The organism is Streptomyces sp. NRRL S-920 (assembly GCF_000717945.1).
GTDB lineage: Bacteria > Actinomycetota > Actinomycetes > Streptomycetales > Streptomycetaceae > Streptomyces > Streptomyces alboniger.
Genome location: NZ_JODF01000006.1, coordinates 22,008 through 41,893, shown reverse-complemented (window position 1 = coordinate 41,893; position 19,886 = coordinate 22,008). Strand labels below are relative to the sequence as shown.

Below are 19,886 nucleotides of genomic sequence, written 5' to 3'. Positions count from 1 at the left end.
TGCCCTGCAACCGAATGTGGTGCAGGAGCTTCTCTCCATAGCGTGGGCGGTGTGGCAATCGATCGCACCGCCCACGGCCAATTCCCCGGTACTTCGCCCGTGCCTCCGCAAAGGCCCCCTGCCTCCGGGCCCGGCATAGCTTCTCCCTTTGCAGTTCATGGGTCCGGAAGGCCTGTCACCGTGGTCGCCGTGCCGCTTGGGCGGCGTGCTGGGCCTCCAGGTTGCGTCCCGCCGCGCCGTCGAACGAGATGAGGCAGCGGTGGCCGGTTGGTGGCGCCTGGTGTGGGGGCAATCTCAACACCACTGCCAGCCGGGCTTTGGCCGGCTCTGCCCGATCTGATCTCCGTGTCCGCCGGGGACTACACCAGCTCCAGCACCACCCCAGTGTCCCGACGGATGTCCCATCGATACAGGCCACCGTGACAACACTACGCATTCAAAGTCGTAGACGAGCAAGCGGCAAGTATGCAGAAAAAATAACGCCCCCAACTGGCCAGCTCAAGTTTAGCTCAATTCCATTGCAACCACGAGAATCTGGCGCTTACCATCTGGATGCACCTGAATCTTGGGGGCTTAGACCGACGCTGACACTTCAAGGCGTTCAGGAGAACGGGAGGAATGGCGTGAATCGTATCGCACGCAAACGGGGCGGTAGCTCTATATCAAAATCCCTTGGCTCATTTCGTGGACTGACAGGAGCGACGGCAGCACTGGGAATCGCCGCTGCGGCCACCATTGCGTTCAGCGCGCCCGCACACGCCGCAAATCCGAACGATGGGCGCCCCGAAGGGGCCGTTTGCTCGGACAAGATCGACGGAGACGGCGCCCCGGCGGTGGCCTGCTTCCTACCCAAGGGCGATAAGGTCTACATCAACGACAAGGAAAAGGACGGCCTTCGCGCGGTCGCCCAGGTCTGGTCTGATGAGGTCAGCGGCGGGCCCTGGGAGTGCCACGACAAGAACGGCTCCAACAACGGCTGGACAGTCTGCAACTTCAACTTCCCCGAGGGAAAGTGGATCAGCATCTCCGCCGTTCTGCGCAAGGGAGCTTGCGGCCCTCAGCAAGGGTGTAATAACAAGTGGGGGAGCTGGGTCAACGGGACCCGTTCTTAACGCGAATCTCAATGATTGGCCGCCCGCCACAGCTGGCGGCCGATCCGCTTTTCGAGGAATTCGCGGGCAATCCGTTTCCCCGGGAACATATCTACTGACGCCTAGCGGAGCGATTCCGTCGGGGCGGTACTGGAGCTGACGTAGTCCCCGGCGGGCGCGGAGATCAGATCGGCAGCATCGGCCAAAGCCCGGCTGGCAGGGGGTGTCGAAATGGCCCCAGCCCAGCACGATGAGGTCGCCGAGCCGCGGGTGACGGGTCTGGATCAGGCCGCGGTAAGGCTGCCAGGAGAAGCTCGCGCCCGTCCGGTCGCGCGCCGGAACAGGGGCCGGTAACTCCAGCCGGGAGCGTGCATCGGGCTTGTAGCGGGCCGGCACCTGCGACTGTTGCCCGCCCCAACTACAAGGTCAGGCGGCAACGCGCGACTGCCTCGGGTGGCTGGTACGTCCGTCCTGTGAGAGCGGCGTCATGACAGATACACAGAGCAACGTGTGAGGGTTGCCGTTCGAAAGGAACGGCAACCCTCACTGCGTTCAAAATGGCTCCCCAAGCGCATACGCCGCGGCAGTCGGCCAGAAACTTGACGCGGGCACCTGCGGTGGGTTGCATACGTTCTGTGATCGTGCACCGGGCTCCAACTGCCAGTTTCTGTACGTACGTCCAGCGCTTCCGGGCAGTCCGGGCCCGGCGGGCCGGAGGGTGTGCGCCGTGGACCCGGTGATCGTCGTCGGCGCGGGCCCCGTAGGGCTCGCCCTCGCTCTCGCTCTCGCCCGCCAGTCGGTGCCCACCGTCGTCCTGGACGAGGGGCCGGGCAAGGACGAGCAGCGGCTCGCGCGGACCGTCGTGCTCCGTGAGGACACGGCGGCGTTCGTGGAACGCCTCGCGGGTCATTCGTTCGGCGACACGGAGTCGGGTGCACGCTGGGCCGGCTGGCGCTCCGTGCGGCGCAAGCAGCTGATGCGGGAGCTGGAGTTCGACGACGAGGCCCCCGCTCCGCTGCACCTGCCGCAGCACGTCCTGACGGGCGCTCTGCGTGATGCCATCGCCGACGAACCGCTCGTCAAGGTCGCGGTCGAGAACAAACTCGACTCCCTGGAACAGGACGCCGGCGGGCTGACCGCGCACACACGCGGGCCGAAGGGCACGTGGTGGCGGGGCAGTTACCTGGTGGGCTGCGACGGGTCCCGCTCCACCGTGCGCAAGCTCCTCGACGTCCGCTTCCCGGGACGTACGGCCGTCGAGCGACACGCCGTGGCAGCGCTGCGCACGGAACTTCCCTGGCCGGGTCAGGCGTTGTTGCACCGGATGCCTCCGTGGCGCCACGGGGGCGCCGAGGTGACCGGCCGCCCCCTCGCCGACGGGGTGTGGCGGATCGACTGGCTGCTTCCGCCGCACGGTGACCTGGTGACGCCCGACGCCCTCGTCGTGCGCATCCGGGAGAGCCTCGCGGGCTGGTGCGGGGGCTCGACACCGCCGTACGAACTGCTCGACACGGGCGTGCACACCGTCCACCACCGGCTCGCCCGCCGGTGGCGGGTCGGCCGCGCCTTCCTCGCCGGGGACGCCGCGCACCTGCTCGGCGCGCTCGGCAGCCAGGGGCTCGACGAAGGCCTGCGGGACGCCGACAACCTCGCGTGGAAACTGGCGCTCTCCTGGCACCACGGCGCCCGCGAATCCCTGCTCGACAGCTATCAGGTCGAGCGGCGGGCCGGCGTGGCCGCGCGGCTGCGCGCCGCCGACCAGTCGCTTCCGGTGCTGCGCGGCGGCAAGGGCCTGCGCTCCTACGTGCCCGGGAGCGCGCGCGGCCACGACGCGCTGCTCACGGACGGCCACGTGGGGCGCGGGCCGCTCGGCATGCCCTCGTCCTACGCGCGGTCCCCTCTCGCGCCCGCGCCGTCCGAGTCCGAGACGGCGGTGGGTACGGAGGTGGGCGCGCCGGTCACCGACGTACGGGTGACTGCTCCCGACGGGTCCTTCGTACAGCTGCGCGAGCGGCTCGGGCTCGGTCATCTCCTCGTCGTCCTGGTCGCGCCGGGCACCGTGGTGTGGGAGCGGCGGCACTGGGTGACGGCCGGGATCATGCCGCGCCTCGCCGCCGCGGTCACCGCCCTGCCGCACCCCGCCGAGCTGCTCGTCGCGGAGAGCTACCCCGGGGCCCCCGCACATTCCGTCCTGCTCATCCGCCCCGACGGTCATCTGGTCACCGCCCTCTCCGGGGTGCGCCCGGCCGAGCTGTACGCGGCGGCCGAGGCGGCGGTGGGGGGCGCGGCGGCACCGGGGAGCGGGCGCGGGGACGACGACACCGAGCAAGGTGAGGATGCGGTTCGGGCGGACGGGGTGGGGAGTGCCGCGGGGGTGCGGGCGGCGCGGCCTTCGAAGTGAGGGGGCGGGGTCGGGGTGGCGGGGTGCCGGGGTGGCGGGGCAGCAGTCCGGCTGGGTGACAGGGGCGGCGTGCTGGCTGGGCGAGAGGGTGGCGGGGCGGCGCAGGCCGGGTGGGTGACAGGAAGCGGCACGCTGGCGGGGTGGCAGGCCGGTGGGGTGGCACAGGTCGGGTGGGTGGCTCGGCGGGCTCCAGGGGACGAGCCTCCCTGGAGTCGCCGGGCAAGCCCTCCGCACGCGGCCCGGCATACGTGCCGACCTGCGGCCCGGCCCGCGGTTCGGCACGCGGTCCGACCGGACTCGACCGCCGTCCGACACCCCTCACTGCGGCCGTCCGACCGACCGGTGAACCCCGCACGACCGCATGCTGAGCCGGAGTTGACCGCCTTCCCCCTCCATGGTCTACTCCGGATCGTGACCGACACCGATGTGCGCCTGTGGCGGAGGGTCCACATGGACCTCGTCCGCTACGCAGGCTGCGTGTGTCACCCGTCCCACTGAATTCGCATCCCTTCCCCACGCGCTGAGCGCCGTCTTCCGGCCTGCTCGCGCGCCTTCCGCGAACCTCCAGGACGGTCCCTGTGTCTGTTTCCGCCCCTCCCTCCACCGCGCCCGCGACCGCGTCCTCGGCGGCCCCGACCGCCGCCGAACTCCTCGACTTCGTCCGCCGCAGCGCCGCCGACCGCGAACTCATCGCCTCCCTGCCGCTCGACCCCGAGGACCGCACCTGGGTGCGCCTGGCGGGGCCCGGCGGCAGCGAGGCCTGGCTGATCGGATGGCCGCCCGGCAGCGGCACCGGCTGGCACGACCACGCCGAGTCGATCGGCGCCTTCCTCACCGCGGCCGGCACCCTCAGGGAGAACTCGCTCGCCGTGCGCCTGCCCACCGACGGCTGGAAGACCCTGGAACTCTCCGAGGACGTCGACCGCGAGCGGGAGCTGACGCGAGGCGAGGGCCGCGCCTTCGGGCGTAACCATGTCCACGAGGTGCTGAACGAGTCGACGGCCGAGCACGCCATCTCCGTACACGCCTACTACCCGCCGCTCCCCCGGATCCGCCGCTACAGCCGCACCGGCGAAGTCCTCCGCCTGGAGTCCGTGGAGCGCCCGGAGGACTGGCAGTGAGCGAACAGTCGATAGGCATCGACGAGCTGCTGGAGCGCGTACGGCTCGGCCTCGACCGAGTCACTCCCCAGGAGGCGTACGACGCCCGCGAGGCGGGCGGCCTCCTGGTCGACATCCGGTACGCGGCACTGCGCGAGCGCGACGGACTGATCCCCGGAGCGCTCGTCGTGGAACGCAACGAACTGGAGTGGCGCCTCGACCCCCTGGGCAGCCATCGCGCCCCGGAGGCCACAGGCCATGACCTGCGTATCGTCGTGATCTGCAACGAGGGATACGCATCGAGTCTCGCGGCCGCCTCCTTGCGGCAGTTGGGGCTGCGCCACGCGACCGACCTGGTCGGCGGTTTCCAGGCGTGGCGTGCGGCAGGGCTCCCGGTCGTGGTGTGACACAAGGGGGGAGCCCCTCACTCGCCTACTCCTTTGCCGTCGCCACGCCTACTCCTTTGCCGTCGCCACGGCGACCGGGAGGGGCCTCAGGGCGGCGCGGCCCGGCAGCGCTGTCGCCACCAGGGCGAGCAGTCCGGCGACGGCGACCACGGAGACGTACACCAGGGGGGTGACCGCCGGTGCCGCGCTGCCCGTTATGCCGACGCTGAAGGCGGTCAGGACGGCGAGCGCCACCCCGCTGCCGAGCACCGCGCCGATGAGCAGGACCGACAGCGCCTCGATGCGCAGCATGCGCAGCACCTGTCGGCGTGTGGCGCCCGCGAGCCGGAGCATCGCGAACTCCCGGATGCGCTCCGAGACGGACATCGCGAGGGTGTTGACGACCGCGATGGCGGTGAAGGCCAGGACGAGGCCCATGGCGAGGAGGTTCACCTCCGCGTTGGCCTGCTGACGGTCGGCTTCGAGCCCGTCGAAGGCGGCCGGGTCCAGAACCCTCACGCCCGGGAACTTCGCGACGGCTGCCGTGAGTTGTTTCTCCGTACGGTTGTTGGCGAGGTCGTTCTGGAGGTCGCTCTTGAGATTGTTCTTGAGGTCGCTCTTGGGGCCGCTCTTGACGAGGACCATGGTGGCGAGCGGGTTGTCGACGTGGCGGGCGACCAGGCCGTGCGCCATGGTCAGATCGCCGAACCCGAGCCCGCGGGCGTACACGGCACGCACGGTGAGTTCGGCCTTCGTGCCGTCTCCGAGGGTGAATTTGAGCGTGTCGCCCGGCTTCAGGCCGAGCTGGTCTGCTGCCCGTTCGCTGATGGCGACGCTGTCCTTGCCGAAGCCCTTAAGGGTTCCGGAGGTGATATCCGGGTCCCAGGTGCGGGTGAGGCCTTCCGGAGTGACGCCCTGCGCCGGGTACTTGACGAGTCCGACGCGCACGGTGGTGCGGACGACCTCGGTGGCGGCCTCGACGCCCTCGGCACTACGGACGGCCCGCGCGGCCTGCGCCGGGACGCCCGGCCCCTGAGCGGCGAGCACCCAGTTCGCGCGGATGCCGTCGCGGGCCTGGGTGCGGGCGGCGTCGCCGAGGGTGGGCTGCATGAAGAGGACGGTGCAGGTCATGCCGGTGAGGAGGGCGAGGGGGGTGACGGCGGCGGCCATCCGGGCCGCGTTGCCGCGCAGGTTGGCGTGGGCGAGCTTGCCGGACGGTCCGGTCAGCCGGAGGAGGCCGGTCAGCAGTGCGGCGGCGCCTCGGACGACGAACGGGCCGAGGAGCGCGATGGCGCAGGCGAAGACCACAACGGCCAGATACGTCACGGGGGTCGACGCGGCCTCGGTGCGCAGCACGCTCAGGACGGCGACCAGGACGATGCCGCCCACGAGGAGGACGAGACCGGCGATGACGCGGCTCCACGCGGGCCTGTCCCGCTCGACCCGGGCCTCGGCAAGGGCCTCGGCGGGGCGGATACGGACGATCCGGCGGCCGGCGATGCGGGCGGCGGCCCAGGCGCCGAGCAGGGTCGCGCCGATGGCGACGAAGGGCGGGAAGACACTGACGGCGCGTTCGAGGGTGGCGGAGATTGCCCCCGCCTCCACGAACCGGCCGTGCAGCCAGGCGCCGAGCGGGATTCCGGCGAGCGAGCCGATGACGCCCGCCGCGGCGCCGACGAGCAGCGCCTCGCGTCCGAGCAGCCTGCGTATCTGCTTCGGTGTCGCGGCGACGGCACGCAGCAGGGCGAGTTCGCGGTGGCGCTGCTGCACGGAGAGCGCGAAGGTGCCGACGACCACGAGGATGGCGACGAGCAGGGAGGTGCCACCCATGGCGCCGCCCATGCTGATGAGCTTGACGCGGTCGCCCGCGGCGTCCAGGAACTCGACGGGTCCGCGGCCGTCACCCGTGCTGACCTGCGCTGTCGTGCCGTCGAGGGCGTGCGCTACGGCCTGCTTGAGGTCGGCGACATCGGTGCCTCGGTCCGGTATGACGCCGAAGGCACTGACCTTTCCGGGGTGCGCGGCGAGCCGCTCGGCCTCCTCGGAGGAGAAGAAGAGCGAGGTCTGGTGGGCGAGGGCGCCGCCGGCGGGGGCGGCGATGCCGGTGACGCGGTAGCTGCGCGGGCTCTGCGTCGACTGGACGGTGAGCCGGTCGCCGGGCTTCAGCTCGGCGCGGTCGGCGAGGTCACGGTCGATGACGAGATCACCGGCCGCGCTCGGGGCTCTGCCGTCGACGAGGCGGAAAGGGGTGAGGGCGGCCGAAGTCCAGGCATGCCCGTACGCGGGTCTGTCATCGCCCGTCGCGCCGGGCGGCGTCAACGGCTGTGCGAGGAAAGTCAGTTCGGGCACGATCGCGTCGACGCCCGGGGCCTTCCTGAGTCTGCTCTCGATGTCGTCGGCCGACAGCCAGGCCCGCTCGGCGATCGGTTTCGCCTTGTGCTTGATCTTCGTCTTGCCCTTCTTGTGCTTGACCGTGGTCTGGTGGACGTTCTGGTCGGCGGAGACGATAACGGGCGCGGCGGCGTATCGCTCGGTCTTGATCGTGCCGCGCAGGCCCGTCTCCATGAGGGTGCCGCAGGCCGTGATGAGCGCGGCGGCGCACATCAGCGCGAGGAAGGCGCCCAGGAACCCGCCCTTGCGGTCCCGGACCGTTTGCAGTGCGTAGCGCAGCATCATGAAAGCTCGGTCTCTTTCCGGTTCTGGGAAGGGGAGTTCGGGGAGGGGGAAGCGGGGGCGGCGTGCGCGGCCTGCGCGGTGGGCGCGGGCGCGGGGAAGGCCAGGAGGCGGGTGAGCACGGTGCGGGCCTCGGCCGGGGTGTCGGCGGCGGGCCGCTTGTAGCGGTTGAGCAGCGCGATGTACTCCTCGAAGAACTCACGGAGTTCAGGGAGGGTCAGCCGGATCGTGCCGCGCGAGTAGGGGAACGCGTCGGCCCACTCGCCGAGTCCGGCATCGGCCTCGCGCTGCAACTGCTCGAAGAGGTCGAGGTCGGCGGCGTACGAGAGGTGGTTCAGCTCGTCCATGACGCGCCGTGTCGCGGGGCTCTGCCTGCTGCGCGGCGGAAAGCGCCGGTCACCGGGGACGGCCCGCCACCAGCGCTCACGCCCGTGCCCGGAGCCCGACGTCTCCTCGACGAAGCCGTAGCGGGCCAGCTCGCGCAGGTGGTAGCTGGTCGCCCCAGTATTGAGGCCGAGCGCCCGGGCAAGCGTCGCCGAGGTGGCCGGACCGTGCAGGGTGAGGTGCTGCAACATCTGCTGCCGCCGCGGCTGCGCGAGCGCCTTGAGCAGGCGCAGATCGGTCAGCTCTTCGGGAGGCGGGTGCGAACCCTGCCGTAAGCCCGAGCCCGGAGCCGAGTCCGGAGCCGGGATCGGCCGTGCGGGATCCGTCGATGGGCCCCGACCCGGACCGGCTGCCGAGGGCGACGCCAGCCCCGAAGCCGTACTGGATGCCGTGCCGGATGCGGAGTCGGCGGCGTGCGCCGCGCCAGTGGTACCGGGTCTCTTTGTCATGTGTACACAGTCGCCTGTGCACACCTTCCTGGGCACTGTGGTGGTCCGGCGTCTCCGCAGGGGGGATAACCCCACCCTGCGGAGCGCGAGTTGAGATACGTGGACCGTTCTGGATGCCGCCCCACCCCCGTGGGGGCGGCCCACTCAGAACGTCTCGTATCCCAAGTCCTCCGTGTTTTCGCCCTCTTCTTCGAGGGCCTGCCGGACCACTCTGAGCGCCATGCCCTCCCCGTAACCCTTGCGGGCGAGCATGCCCGCGAGGCGACGCAGCCGCTTGTCCCGATCGAGGCCGCGCGTGGAGCGGAGCTTGCGGGCGACCAGCTCGCGGGCGGTCGCCTCCTCCTGCTCCGAGTCGAGCTGCCCCACGGCTTCGTCGATCAGCGTGGACTCCACGCCCTTGGTACGCAGCTCCCTGGCGAGCGCGCGCCGGGCAAGGCCCCGGCCGTGGTGCCGCGACTCCACCCAGGCGTCCGCGAAGGCGCTGTCATTGATCAGCCCGACCTCTTCGAAGCGGGAGAGGACTTCTTCCGCCACGTCGTCGGGGATCTCCCGCTTGCGCAGCGCGTCGGCGAGCTGCTTGCGCGTACGCGCGGTACCGGTGAGCAGGCGCAGACAGATCGCCCGCGCCCGCTCAGCCGGATCCCCCGTCGGCGGCTCCCCCTTCTCGGCCCTCGACGAGGAAGGGGTGCCGCCGTCCTGGCGGTCGCCGAAGCCGCCGCGCCGCCGTCGGTGCCCGCCGCTCCGGCCGGTGCCGTCCTCCCGGGAGCCGTCACCGTCCCGCGAGCCGGTCCCGTCGCCCGCCAAGGAACCGCGGCCGTCCTCCCGGAAGCCACGGCCGAGGTCCTGGTCGACGCCGTCCTGATCCGCACCGCCCCCGTGGCCCCGCCCCGTGGCGCCGGGGCGGCTTTCGGAGGCGGTGTGGTCCGCCCAGTCGGTTCGTCGCGTCACCGGACTAGCTCTTGGCCGCCGCGGTCTTGGACTTGGCGGCCTTGGCGGCCGGCGCGGGAACCGTCTTGGCGGCGTCCTCGGCCGGGGCGGCCGCGCCCGCCGCGTCCGTGCCCGGCTCGGCGGCCGGGGCCTCGGGCTTCACACCGACGCCCAGCTTCTCCTTGATCTTCCTCTCGATCTCGTTGGCGAGGTCGGGGTTGTCCTTCAGGAAGTTCCGCGCGTTCTCCTTGCCCTGGCCGAGCTGGTCGCCCTCGTACGTGTACCAGGCGCCGGCCTTGCGGACGAAGCCGTGCTCGACGCCCATGTCGATCAGGCCGCCCTCGCGGCTGATGCCCTGGCCGTAGAGGATGTCGAACTCGGCCTGCTTGAAGGGCGGCGCGACCTTGTTCTTGACGACCTTGACGCGGGTGCGGTTGCCCACCGCGTCCGTGCCGTCCTTCAGGGTCTCGATGCGGCGGATGTCCATGCGCACCGAGGCGTAGAACTTCAGCGCCCGGCCACCGGTCGTGGTCTCCGGGGAGCCGAACATGACGCCGATCTTCTCGCGGAGCTGGTTGATGAAGATCGCTGTGGTCTTGGACTGGTTGAGCGCGCTGGTGATCTTCCGGAGCGCCTGGCTCATCAGGCGGGCCTGAAGACCCACGTGCGAGTCGCCCATCTCGCCCTCGATCTCCGCGCGCGGCACCAGGGCGGCGACGGAGTCGATGACGATGAGGTCGAGGGCGCCGGACCGGACCAGCATGTCGACGATCTCGAGAGCCTGCTCGCCGTTGTCCGGCTGGGACAGGATGAGGTTGTCGATGTCGACGCCGAGCTTCTTCGCGTACTCGGGGTCGAGGGCGTGCTCGGCGTCCACGAAGGCCACCGCGCCGCCCGCCCGCTGGGCGTTGGCCACGGCGTGCAGCGTGAGGGTCGTCTTACCGGAGGACTCCGGTCCGTACACCTCCACCACACGGCCGCGGGGGATGCCGCCGACGCCGAGCGCGACGTCGAGCGCGGTCGACCCGGTGGGGATGACCTCGATGGGCTCATTCGGCCGCTCGCCCATGCGCATCACTGCGCCCTTGCCGAACTGCCGTTCAATCTGTGCGAGCGCGGCGTCGAGCGCCTTCTCGCGGTCGGTTCCTGCCATGGGTTCCACCCGATTTGCTTGAGTCGATCGCTTCACGTCAAAGACGCTAACGCCTGCCACTGACAATCCGCCCCGACGCCCGTCCAGCCTGTGGATAACTCGAGGGCCTCCCTCGCCGAAATCCTCCGGAACGTGACGGGGATCCCCCCTCGCACCCCCGGAAAATCGCCGCCGGACACCCCCATAAGAATGGATGTTCGATTTTGGTGTCAAGCGCGGCACGCCGCATCCGCCGCCCGTCCCGGCCGGGCCGCGAGGACGCGGCGGACACTGGTCGGAACGAGGTGGGCCAGGGCAGAATCCCGCGCTGTGATGATCAATGCGGGCGAACTCAACCGGGCCACTCTCAGCCGCCAGCTGCTGCTGGAGCGCGAGCCTCTTACCGTCCAGGACGGCATACGACGCGTGGTCGCGCTCCAGGCGCAGCACCCGGCCTCGCCGTACCTCGCGCTCTGGAACCGGCTCAGGGACTTCTCCCCGTCCGACCTCGACGCCGCCTTCGCCCAGCGCGCGATGGTCAAGGCCACCCTGATGCGGATCACCCTGCACGCCGTACACGCCGAGGACTATCGGCACTTCCGCGGGGCCACGCAGCCGACCCTGTACGGCTCCCGGCTCGGTCACCGCTTCGCCGCGGCGGGCCTGACGCCCGCGGACGCCGAGGAGCTGGTGCCGGAGCTGCTGGCCTTCGCCGCCCGGCCCCGGACCTCGGCCGAGATGCAGGCGTGGGTCGAGGAGCGGCTCGGCTCCGAGAAGGCCGGCGGGGCGTGGTGGGGCCTGAAGGCATACGCGCCGCTCCATCACGCCCCGACCGACGCGCCGTGGTCGTTCGGCATACGGCCGTCCTTCGTGGCGGCCGAGGCAGGGCCGCTGCCTGTGGGGCGGACGGTGGAACCGGAGGCACTGCGGGCCCTGATCCTGCGCTATCTGGCGGGGTTCGGTCCCGCGTCCGTGGCGGACGTGGCGCAGTTCTCCATGGTGGGACGGGCTGCCGTACGCGAGGCGCTGCGCGCCCTGGACGGCGCCGTGGAGCTGCTCCAGGGGCCGGACGGCAGCACGCTGTTCGACCTGCCGGCCGCCTCCCGGCCGGACGCGGACACCCCCGCCCCGCCCCGGCTCATGGCGATGTGGGACAGCGTCCTGCTGGCGTACGCCGACCGGGGGCGGGTGATACCCCCGCCCTACCGCCCCCTGGTGATCCGGAAGAACGGCGACGTGCTGCCCACCCTCCTGGTGGACGGCCACGTCGCCGGGGTGTGGCGGCAGGTGGACGGCCGCATCGAGGCCACGGCCTTCCATCCCCTGTCCCCCGAGACCTGGGAAGGGCTCGCGGCGGAGGCCCGCTCCCTGACCGCGCTGCTCGCCAGCCGTGAGACGAAGGTCTACAGCCGCCATCACTACTGGTGGGCCAGGCTCCCCGAGGCGGAGGTCCGCTCACTGCCGCTGTGAACAGCGGTTCCCTCGCGTCCCCGGGGCTGTCGCGTGCCCTATCGGCGCCCGTCGGACCCCGGCCGTGTCTCGGCTCCTGGCCGTGTCTCGGCCTCCGCCGCCGCCTCTGGGTGGTTCGGCCCGCGCAGAGCGCGCCGCACGCGCGCGAGGAGGGGTGGTCCGACCCGGCGCCGGTGCCCGTGCACCCGGGGGTCGTCCGTGACGTCGTACCTCTTCACGTACGCCCCCAGGAAGGCCTGGAGGGTCGCGACGGCCGGGATGGCGACGAGCGCCCCGACCGCGCCGAGGAGCGCCGTCCCCGCGATGACCGAACCGAAGGCGACGGCGGGGTGGATGTCCACGCTCTTGGCGGTGAGCTTGGGCTGTAGTACGTAGTTCTCGAACTGCTGGTAGATCACGACGAAGATCAGCACCCAGAGCGCGTACCAGGGATCGACCGTGAAGGCGATCAGCATCGGCAGGGCACCCGCCAGGTACGTGCCGATGGTGGGGATGAACTGGGAGACCAGGCCCACCCACACGGCCAGCACGGGCGCGTAGGGGACGTCGAGCGTCTGGAGCAGGATGTAGTGGGCGACCCCGGAGATCAGCGCCATCAGGCCGCGCGAGTAGAGGTAGCCGCCGGTCTTGTCGACCGCGATCTCCCAGGCGCGCAGCACCTCGGCCTGCTTGGCGGGCGGCAGCACCGAGCACAGCGCGCGCCGCAACCGCGGGCCGTCGGCCGCGAAGTAGAACGAGAACAGCAGGATGGTCAGGAGCTGGAAGAGGCCGCCGAGGACCTGCGCGGAGACGTCCAGGACGCCGCTGGCGCTGTTCTGCACGTACTTCTGTAGCCAATCGGAGTGGACCAGGCTGTCCTGCACCTCGACGCGGGAGAGGTCCGTGTGGAACGTCTGGTTGATCCAGCTGATGACCTTGTCGAGGTAGTCGGGGAAGTCCTCGACCATGTCGACGATCTGGCCCGCCAGCATCGAGCCCATCAGCGTGACGAAGCCCGCGCTCGCGATCACGACGCTCATGAAGACGATGAACGTGGCGAAGCCCCTGCGCAGCCCGCGCGCCGCCATCCAGCTCACCGCCGGCTCGACGGCGAGCGCCAAGAAGAACGCGATCAGGACGTTGATCAGCAGTCCGGTCAGCTGGTGGAAGGCCCAACTGCCCAGCTGGAAGCAGGCGACGAGCGCGAGGGCCAGCACCATGGCACGCGGCAGCCAGCGCGGCATGCGGGCACCGCAATCTGCCTCTGCCCCGGTGGGGGGCTGGGCGGGCGGCGTCGTGCCGAGCGGAGCGTTGTCCTGGGTGACCTGCGCGGTCTCGTCTGTGGGTGCCACGGAGCCAGTCTCGCCCACGCGGCCGGCAATCGGCCGCCACCCCCGCATCTTGGGACGGCCTACGCGCGCGTGGCGGCCTGCCAACGGCAGCGAGCCGTCCGTAGTCAGCGCTTTTCGGCCGGTACGTCCATGGCCGTGCAGACCGCGCGCCAGACGTCCTTGGCCTCCCAACCCGCGTCCAGCGCTTCGTGGACCGTGCGGCCGCCCAGTTCCGCCATCACGTGATCGCGCGCGAAGGAGTCGGCGTAGCCCGCTCCGAAGTGAGCCGCCATCCGCTGCCAGAAGACCGTCAACCGCATGCCTCCAGTATCGCGCCCCAGAGAGTGCAGCCCGGCACAGGGGGGCTTGCCGAGAACGCTTTCCACCCTACGGTCGGGGCATGGTCGAAACCGGAGCATCCCCCGATCCAGTGCCCTCCCCCGATCCCGGGCCCTCCCCCGATACGGCGCCCTCCCCGGTCGCCCACGCGGAGCACTTCGTATGGCTCACCGCGCGCGTCCTCGAGCAGCGACGGTTCGCGTACCACTTCCTTGAGGGGGGCCGGCAGGCCGCGGACGCGGTGGAGACCGCCCTCGCGGCGTACGACACCCCGGACGGCGGCTACGGCTTCGCGCTCGAACCCGATCTGCGCGGTCCCGTGAGCCAGCCGCTGCACACCGGGCACGCGCTGCGGGTCCTGGACTCGATCCGGCGCTGCGGAGGACAGCGGGTGGAGCGCGTATGCCGCTATCTGACGTCGGTGTCGACGCCGGAGGGCGCTCTCCCCGCGATCCATCCCAGCCAGCGCGGCTACCCCTCGGCGCCGTTCGTTCCGGTCGTGGACGACCCGCCCAGCGAGCTGCTCGCCACGGGGCCCGTGGTGGGTCTGCTGCACCGCAATGAGGTGTGGCACGCCTGGCTCTTCCGGGCCACCGACTTCTGCTGGGCCGCTGTCGAATCTCTTGAGAAGTCGCATCCGTACGAGGTTCAGGCGGCCGTCGCCTTCCTTGACGGCGTACCCGACCGCTCGCGCGCGCAGGCCGCGGCCGATCGTCTCGGCCGCCTCGTGCGCGAGCAGCGCCTCGCGGCCCTGGACCCGGAGGATCTGGACGCGTTCCCGGTGTCGCCGGGGTACGCGCCGGGCGAGCACCACTTCGCGCACGACTTCGCGAAGGCACCCGAGTCGCTCGCGCGCGCGTGGTTCACCGACGCCGAGATGAAGCGCTCGCTGGACTTCTTGGCGCGGGAACAGCAGGAGGACGGCGGCTGGCCCGTCCGGTGGCGGCAGTGGGCACCGGGCACGGCCCTGGAGTCGCGCCCGATCGTGACGATCGAGGCACTGCGCACGCTCCGGGCGTACGGGCGGCCCATCGACTGACGGAGGCCCGTCGGCGGGCCTCAGCCCGGGGAGCGCCGCCGACGGGCCTCAGCCCGGGGGAGCGTCGCCCGCGGGCCGGGAGGAGCGCGGACTGCGGGCATCAGCCGGGGAGCACCGCCAGCCGCGTCGCGCGGACACCTCGTAGGCCCGCAGGGATCAAGGGCGCAAACCCTCCGGACCCCGCTGGATCGGCCTGCCAGGGCCGCCAAGGCCCGCCAGGGCCGCCGCTGCCCGCCCCCGGGCGCGCTGTCCGACCCCAAGCCGCGCTGGCCGGGCAAGCGCCACAGCGGCACCAGCACCAGCACCGCCGCTTGGACACCTCTCGGCACACCCCCTCCGCCCAACTGCCAGGCCCGCCGCTCGCACCCGGCGCGCGACACCATTTCCGCAGGTCGACGCCGTTGTCAGTGGCGGGGTGCACGATGGGGTCATGGTCAGCTCCGCGTCCGGTGCCCACGGCGCCCTCGATGAGTTCTCCCCCGCGACCCGCGGTTGGTTCACGGGGGCCTTCTCCGCGCCCACCTCCGCCCAGGCCGGCGCGTGGCGGGCGATCGCCGAGGGCTCCGACGTGCTGGTCGTCGCGCCCACGGGATCGGGCAAGACCCTGGCCGCGTTCCTGGCCGCGCTCGACCAGCTGGCCTCCACCCCACCGCCCGCGGATCCGAAGAAGCGCTGCCGGGTGCTGTACGTCTCACCGCTGAAGGCCCTCGCCGTCGACGTGGAGCGCAATCTGCGCAGCCCCTTGACCGGCATCCGCCAGGAATCCGTGCGTCTCGGCCTGCCCGAGCCGGAGGTGCGCGTCGGTATCCGTTCGGGCGACACCCCGCCCGCCGAGCGTCGCGCCCTGTCCACCCGCCCGCCGGACATCCTGATCACCACGCCCGAGTCGCTCTTCCTGATGCTCACCTCCGCCACGCGGGACGCGCTCACGGGCATCGAGACGGTGATCCTCGACGAGGTGCACGCCGTGGCGGGCACCAAGCGCGGCGCCCATCTCGCGCTGTCCTTGGAGCGGCTCGACGAGCTGCTGCCGAAGCCCGCGCGCCGCATCGGCCTGTCGGCGACGGTCCGGCCGGTGGACGAGGTCGCGCGCTACCTCTCCCCCAAGCGCAAGGTGGAGATCGTCCAGCCGCCGTCCGGCAAGGAGTTCGACCTTTCGGTGGTCGTCCCGGTCGAGGACCTCGGGGAGCTGGGCGGCTCCCCGGCCGCCGACTCCGGAGACGGCACGGGCGCGGCGGCCGAGCGCCCCTCGATCTGGCCGCACGTCGAGGAGCGCATCACCGACCTCGTCCAGTCGCACCGCTCGACGATCGTCTTCGCCAACTCCCGCCGTCTGGCCGAGCGCCTGTGCAACCGCCTCAACGAAATCGCGTACGAGCGAGCGACCGGCGAGGCCCTCCCCGACGATCACTCCCCGGCGGAGCTGATGGCCGAGTCCGGCGCCGCCAAGGGCGCCCCGCCCCTGCTGGCCCGCGCCCACCACGGGTCGGTCTCCAAGGAGCAGCGCGCCCAGGTCGAGGAGGACCTGAAGGCGGGCAGGCTGCCGGCCGTGGTCGCCACCTCCAGCCTGGAGCTGGGCATCGACATGGGCGCGGTCGACCTGGTCGTACAGGTCGAGTCGCCGCCGTCCGTCGCCTCCGGGCTCCAGCGCGTGGGCCGCGCGGGACACCAAGTGGGCGCGGTCTCCACGGGAGTCGTCTTCCCCAAGTACCGCGGCGACCTGGTCCAGGCCGCGGTCGTCACGGAGCGGATGCGGACCGGCGCCATCGAGTCGCTGCGCGTCCCGGCCAACCCCCTGGACGTGCTGGCGCAGCAGCTGGTGGCGATGGTCGCCCTCGACACCTGGCAGGTCGACGACCTCCTCGCCCTGGTCCGCCGGGCGGCCTCCTTCGCCTCGCTTCCGGAGTCCGCGTTCACGGCCGTCCTGGACATGCTCGCCGGCCGCTATCCCTCCGACGCCTTCGCGGAGCTGCGGCCCCGAGTGGTCTGGGACCGCGTGGCGGGCACGGTCACCGGCCGGCCTGGCGCGCAGCGCCTCGCGGTCACCTCCGGGGGCACGATCCCCGACCGCGGCCTCTTCGGTGTCTTCCTCGCGGGCGCCGATCCCAAGAAGGGCGGCGGCCGCGTCGGAGAGTTGGACGAGGAGATGGTCTACGAGTCCCGGGTGGGCGACGTCTTCACGCTCGGCACGAGTTCCTGGCGCATCGAGGACATCACCCGCGACCGCGTCCTCGTCTCCCCCGCCCCCGGTGTCCCGGGCCGCCTGCCCTTCTGGAAGGGCGACCAGCTGGGCCGCCCGCTCGAACTGGGCCGGGCGCTCGGCGCGTTCCTCAGGGAGGTCGGCGCGCTTTCGCGGGAGGACGCGCGCGTGCGGCTGCTCGCCGCGGGGCTCGACTCCTGGGCCGCCGACAACGTCCTCACCTACCTCGCGGAGCAGCGCGAGGCCTGCGGGCACATCCCGGACGACCGGACGATCGTCGTCGAGCGGTTCCGTGACGAGCTGGGCGACTGGCGGGTCGTCGTGCACTCCCCCTTCGGAGCACAGGTGCACGCCCCGTGGGCCCTCGCCCTCGGCGCCCGCCTGACCGAGCGGTACGGCATGGACGCGCAGGTCATGCACGCCGACGACGGCATCGTGCTGCGCCTTCCGGACGCCGACCTGATGGGTTTGGACCTGCTCGACCAGGACCCCGCCGAGCCCGCCGTGGAGTACGACGCGGACAAGGCCCCCATCGGAGCCGCCGACGTCGCCTTCGACAAGGGCGAGGTCAACCAGATCGTCACCGACCAGGTGGGCGGCTCGGCCCTGTTCGCCTCCCGCTTCCGGGAGTGCGCCGCCCGAGCGCTGCTGCTGCCGCGCCGCAGCCCCGGCAAGCGCACCCCCCTGTGGCAGCAGCGCCAGCGCGCCGCCCAGCTGCTCGAAGTGGCGAGCGAGTTCGGATCGTTCCCCATCGTCCTGGAAGCCGTCAGGGAATGCCTCCAGGACGTCTTCGACGTACCGGGCCTCACAGAACTGATGGGTGACATCGAGGCCCGCAGCGTCCGCCTCGTCGAGGTCACCACTCCCGAGCCCTCCCCGTTCGCCCGCTCCCTCCTGTTCGGGTACGTGGCCCAGTTCCTGTACGAGGGCGACTCGCCCCTCGCCGAGCGCCGGGCGGCGGCCCTCTCCCTGGACTCCCACCTGCTCGCGGAGCTGCTCGGCCAGGCGGAGCTGCGCGAATTGCTCGACGCGGACGTCCTCGCCGAGCTGGAGCAGGAGCTTCAGTGGCGCACGGAGGACCGCCGGATCAAGGACCTCGAAGGCGTCGCCGACCTGCTGCGCCTGCTCGGCCCCCTCACCGGGGACGAGCTGGCCGAGCGCGGCGCCGAGCCCGAGTGGGCCGTTGAGCTGGCATCCGCCCGCCGCGCCATCCGGGTCCGGATCGCCGGGGCCGATCACTGGGCGGCGATCGAGGACGCGGGCCGTCTGCGGGACGCTCTGGGCACGGCTCTGCCCGTCGGGGTCCCCGAGGCCTTCACCGAGCCGGTCAAGGACCCGTTCGGCGACCTCCTGGCCCGCTTCGCGCGCACGCACGGGCCCTTCACCACCGCCACCGCCGCCGCCCGCTTCGGCCTGGGAGCGGCGGTCACGGAGGGCGCGCTGCAACGCCTCGCGGCGAACGGCCGTGTCGTACAAGGAGAGTTCCACCCGGCGGGCATCGGCCAGGAGTGGTGCGACGCGGCGGTCCTGCGCCGCCTGCGCCGCCGCTCCCTGGCGGCCCTGCGGCACGAGTTGGAGCCGGTGCCACCGTCGGCCCTCGCCCAGTTCCTTCCCCAGTGGCAGCACTTGAGCGGCCACGGCCTGCGCGGCATCGACGGCCTGGCCCGCGCCATCGAGCAGTTGCAGGGGGCGACCGTCCCGGCGTCCGCGCTGGAGAAGCTCGTCCTGCCGTCGCGCGTTTCCGGTTACGCCCCCGCCATGCTCGACGAACTGACCGCGGCCGGCGAGGTCGTCTGGGCCGGCGCCGGATCCCTGCCGGGGAAGGACGGCTGGGTCTCCCTCTACCTGGCCGACACGGCCCCGCTCCTGCTGCCGCCCCCACACCCCCTGGAACTCACCGCCCTGCACCAGTCGGTCCTGGACACCCTCTCCGGGGGGTACGGCCTGTTCTTCCGCCAGATCGCCGACCAGGTCCGCGCCACCACCCACCCCGAGGCCTCGGATACACAACTGGCCGACGCCATCTGGGACCTGGCATGGTCAGGACGGCTCACGAATGACACGCTCGCCCCGATGCGCTCGCTCCTCGGCTCGGGCCGCACCGCGGGCGCCACGGCGCACCGAGCCAAACGAGGCATCCCGCGCGGGCGCTACGGCACCCTGACCGCCGCTGCCCGGACCGCCTCCCGCACCGGGCCTCCGACGGTCGCGGGCCGCTGGTCGCTGCTCCCGCCACGTGAGCCCGATCCGACGCTGCGGGCCCACGCCCTGGCCCGCGCCCTCCTGGACCGGCACGGCGTGGTGACGCGCGGCGCGGTGGCGGCCGAAGGCGTGGAGGGCGGCTTCTCCGCGACGTACCGCGTCCTGTCCGCCTTCGAGGACAGCGGCCAGGCCCGGCGGGGTTACGTGGTGGAGGGTCTCGGCGCGGCCCAGTTCGCGATGGACGGGGCGGTGGACCGCCTGCGCGCCACGGCGAACTCCCGGGAGCGCACGGACACTTCCCGCCCCTCGGACGCCCAGGCCGCCGTCGTCCTCGCCGCCGCCGACCCGGCGAACGCGTACGGCGCGGCCCTGCCCTGGCCCGAGCCGCCGACCGGTGCGAGCCACAAACCCGGCCGCAAGGCGGGCTCCCTCGTCGTCCTGGTCGACGGCGAGCTGACCCTGTACATGGAGCGCGGGGGCAAGACCCTCCTGGCCTGGCCCGGAGCCCCCGATGAGGCCGTCACCGAGGACGCCCGGCTGCGCGCGGCCGCCGAGGCCCTGGCCTCAGCCGCCCGCGCGGGCTCCCTAGGCACGGTCACAGTGGAGCGCGTCAATGCCGCCGCCGCGCTGACCTCCCCCTTCGCCCCCCTCCTGGAAGGAGCCGGCTTCCACGCGACACCCCGGGGACTACGGCTGCGCGCGTGACGGCCTCCGACGGCCGGCGCCAGAGGGGCCGCCGCCCCCGGATCTCACTCCGGGTACGCCGACCTGCCTCGCCCTGCC

14 protein-coding genes are annotated in these 19,886 nt (G+C 72.0%); 8 read left to right on the top strand and 6 right to left on the bottom strand.

Annotated features, from left to right (window positions below; translation table 11 throughout):
* Positions 1–623: 623 nt before the first annotated feature.
* The 5 genes from IG54_RS41920 (at position 624) to IG54_RS0106825 (ending at position 4,999) form a co-directional block, all read left to right on the top strand.
* Positions 624–1,112 carry a hypothetical protein gene (locus IG54_RS41920; RefSeq protein ID WP_158708835.1) on the top strand — a complete coding sequence of 163 codons (489 nt, stop codon included), beginning with the start codon at positions 624–626 and terminating at the stop codon, positions 1,110–1,112.
* 706 nt (positions 1,113–1,818) lie between these two features.
* The gene (locus tag IG54_RS0106835; RefSeq protein ID WP_078593791.1) at positions 1,819–3,492 is read left to right on the top strand and encodes an FAD-dependent monooxygenase; all 1,674 of its coding nucleotides are present in this window, start codon (positions 1,819–1,821) and stop codon (positions 3,490–3,492) included.
* A 15-nt stretch (positions 3,493–3,507) separates the two neighbouring features.
* Positions 3,508–3,990 carry a putative leader peptide gene (locus IG54_RS43720; protein WP_420712228.1) on the top strand — a complete coding sequence of 161 codons (483 nt, stop codon included), beginning with the start codon at positions 3,508–3,510 and terminating at the stop codon, positions 3,988–3,990.
* Positions 3,991–4,070: 80 nt separating this feature from the next.
* On the top strand, positions 4,071–4,613 hold the full coding sequence (locus tag IG54_RS0106830) for a cysteine dioxygenase (RefSeq protein ID WP_030778538.1): 543 nt from the start codon (positions 4,071–4,073) through the stop codon (positions 4,611–4,613).
* Positions 4,610–4,999 (top strand): rhodanese-like domain-containing protein, encoded by a 390-nt coding sequence (locus IG54_RS0106825; protein WP_030778536.1) that lies wholly within the window; start codon positions 4,610–4,612, stop codon positions 4,997–4,999. The genes IG54_RS0106830 and IG54_RS0106825 overlap by 4 nt, the downstream gene beginning before the upstream one ends.
* A gap of 48 nt (positions 5,000–5,047) precedes the next feature.
* On the opposite strand, the gene IG54_RS0106820 is transcribed toward IG54_RS0106825, so the two are convergent.
* From IG54_RS0106820 to recA, 4 genes are all read right to left on the bottom strand, one after another.
* On the bottom strand, positions 5,048–7,654 hold the full coding sequence (locus tag IG54_RS0106820) for an FtsX-like permease family protein (protein WP_030778534.1): 2,607 nt from the start codon (positions 7,652–7,654) through the stop codon (positions 5,048–5,050).
* On the bottom strand, positions 7,651–8,484 hold the full coding sequence (locus IG54_RS37700) for a helix-turn-helix domain-containing protein (RefSeq protein WP_234336035.1): 834 nt from the start codon (positions 8,482–8,484) through the stop codon (positions 7,651–7,653). Before IG54_RS37700 ends, IG54_RS0106820 begins: the two co-directional genes overlap by 4 nt.
* A 144-nt stretch (positions 8,485–8,628) precedes the next feature.
* Entirely contained in the window at positions 8,629–9,432 is an 804-nt protein-coding gene (recX, locus tag IG54_RS0106810) for a recombination regulator RecX (RefSeq protein ID WP_030778530.1), read from the bottom strand.
* A 4-nt stretch (positions 9,433–9,436) separates the two neighbouring features.
* A complete protein-coding gene (gene recA, locus IG54_RS0106805; RefSeq protein ID WP_030778528.1) occupies positions 9,437–10,564 on the bottom strand; it encodes a recombinase RecA in 1,128 nt (375 codons plus the stop codon).
* A 312-nt stretch (positions 10,565–10,876) separates the two neighbouring features.
* Here recA and IG54_RS0106800 point away from each other — a divergent pair, with 312 nt between their 5' ends.
* Entirely contained in the window at positions 10,877–12,013 is a 1,137-nt protein-coding gene (locus IG54_RS0106800; protein WP_030778525.1) for a winged helix DNA-binding domain-containing protein, read from the top strand.
* A gap of 38 nt (positions 12,014–12,051) precedes the next feature.
* On the opposite strand, the gene IG54_RS0106795 is transcribed toward IG54_RS0106800, so the two are convergent.
* Both IG54_RS0106795 and IG54_RS0106790 read right to left on the bottom strand, forming a co-directional pair.
* The gene (locus IG54_RS0106795) at positions 12,052–13,344 is read right to left on the bottom strand and encodes an AI-2E family transporter (protein ID WP_199809504.1); all 1,293 of its coding nucleotides are present in this window, start codon (positions 13,342–13,344) and stop codon (positions 12,052–12,054) included.
* Between the two features lie 104 nt (positions 13,345–13,448).
* Positions 13,449–13,643 (bottom strand): DUF3046 domain-containing protein, encoded by a 195-nt coding sequence (locus IG54_RS0106790; protein WP_030778522.1) that lies wholly within the window; start codon positions 13,641–13,643, stop codon positions 13,449–13,451.
* Positions 13,644–13,723: 80 nt separating this feature from the next.
* On the opposite strand from IG54_RS0106790, the gene IG54_RS0106785 reads away from it, so the two are divergent.
* Positions 13,724–14,701 carry a hypothetical protein gene (locus tag IG54_RS0106785; protein WP_030778520.1) on the top strand — a complete coding sequence of 326 codons (978 nt, stop codon included), beginning with the start codon at positions 13,724–13,726 and terminating at the stop codon, positions 14,699–14,701.
* 430 nt (positions 14,702–15,131) lie between these two features.
* Entirely contained in the window at positions 15,132–19,808 is a 4,677-nt protein-coding gene (locus IG54_RS0106780) for an ATP-dependent helicase (protein WP_030778518.1), read from the top strand.
* The last annotated feature ends 78 nt before the right edge of the window (positions 19,809–19,886 follow it).

Coding starts and splice junctions, on each gene's coding strand:
- IG54_RS0106785 (WP_030778520.1), top strand. CDS start 13,724: ATGGTCGAAACCGGAGCATCCCCCGATCCAGTGCCCTCCCCCGATCCC.
- IG54_RS37700 (WP_234336035.1), bottom strand. CDS start 8,484: ATGACAAAGAGACCCGGTACCACTGGCGCGGCGCACGCCGCCGACTCC.
- recA (WP_030778528.1), bottom strand. CDS start 10,564: ATGGCAGGAACCGACCGCGAGAAGGCGCTCGACGCCGCGCTCGCACAG.
- IG54_RS0106780 (WP_030778518.1), top strand. CDS start 15,132: ATGGTCAGCTCCGCGTCCGGTGCCCACGGCGCCCTCGATGAGTTCTCC.
- IG54_RS0106800 (WP_030778525.1), top strand. CDS start 10,877: ATGATCAATGCGGGCGAACTCAACCGGGCCACTCTCAGCCGCCAGCTG.
- IG54_RS0106790 (WP_030778522.1), bottom strand. CDS start 13,643: ATGCGGTTGACGGTCTTCTGGCAGCGGATGGCGGCTCACTTCGGAGCG.
- IG54_RS0106820 (WP_030778534.1), bottom strand. CDS start 7,654: ATGATGCTGCGCTACGCACTGCAAACGGTCCGGGACCGCAAGGGCGGG.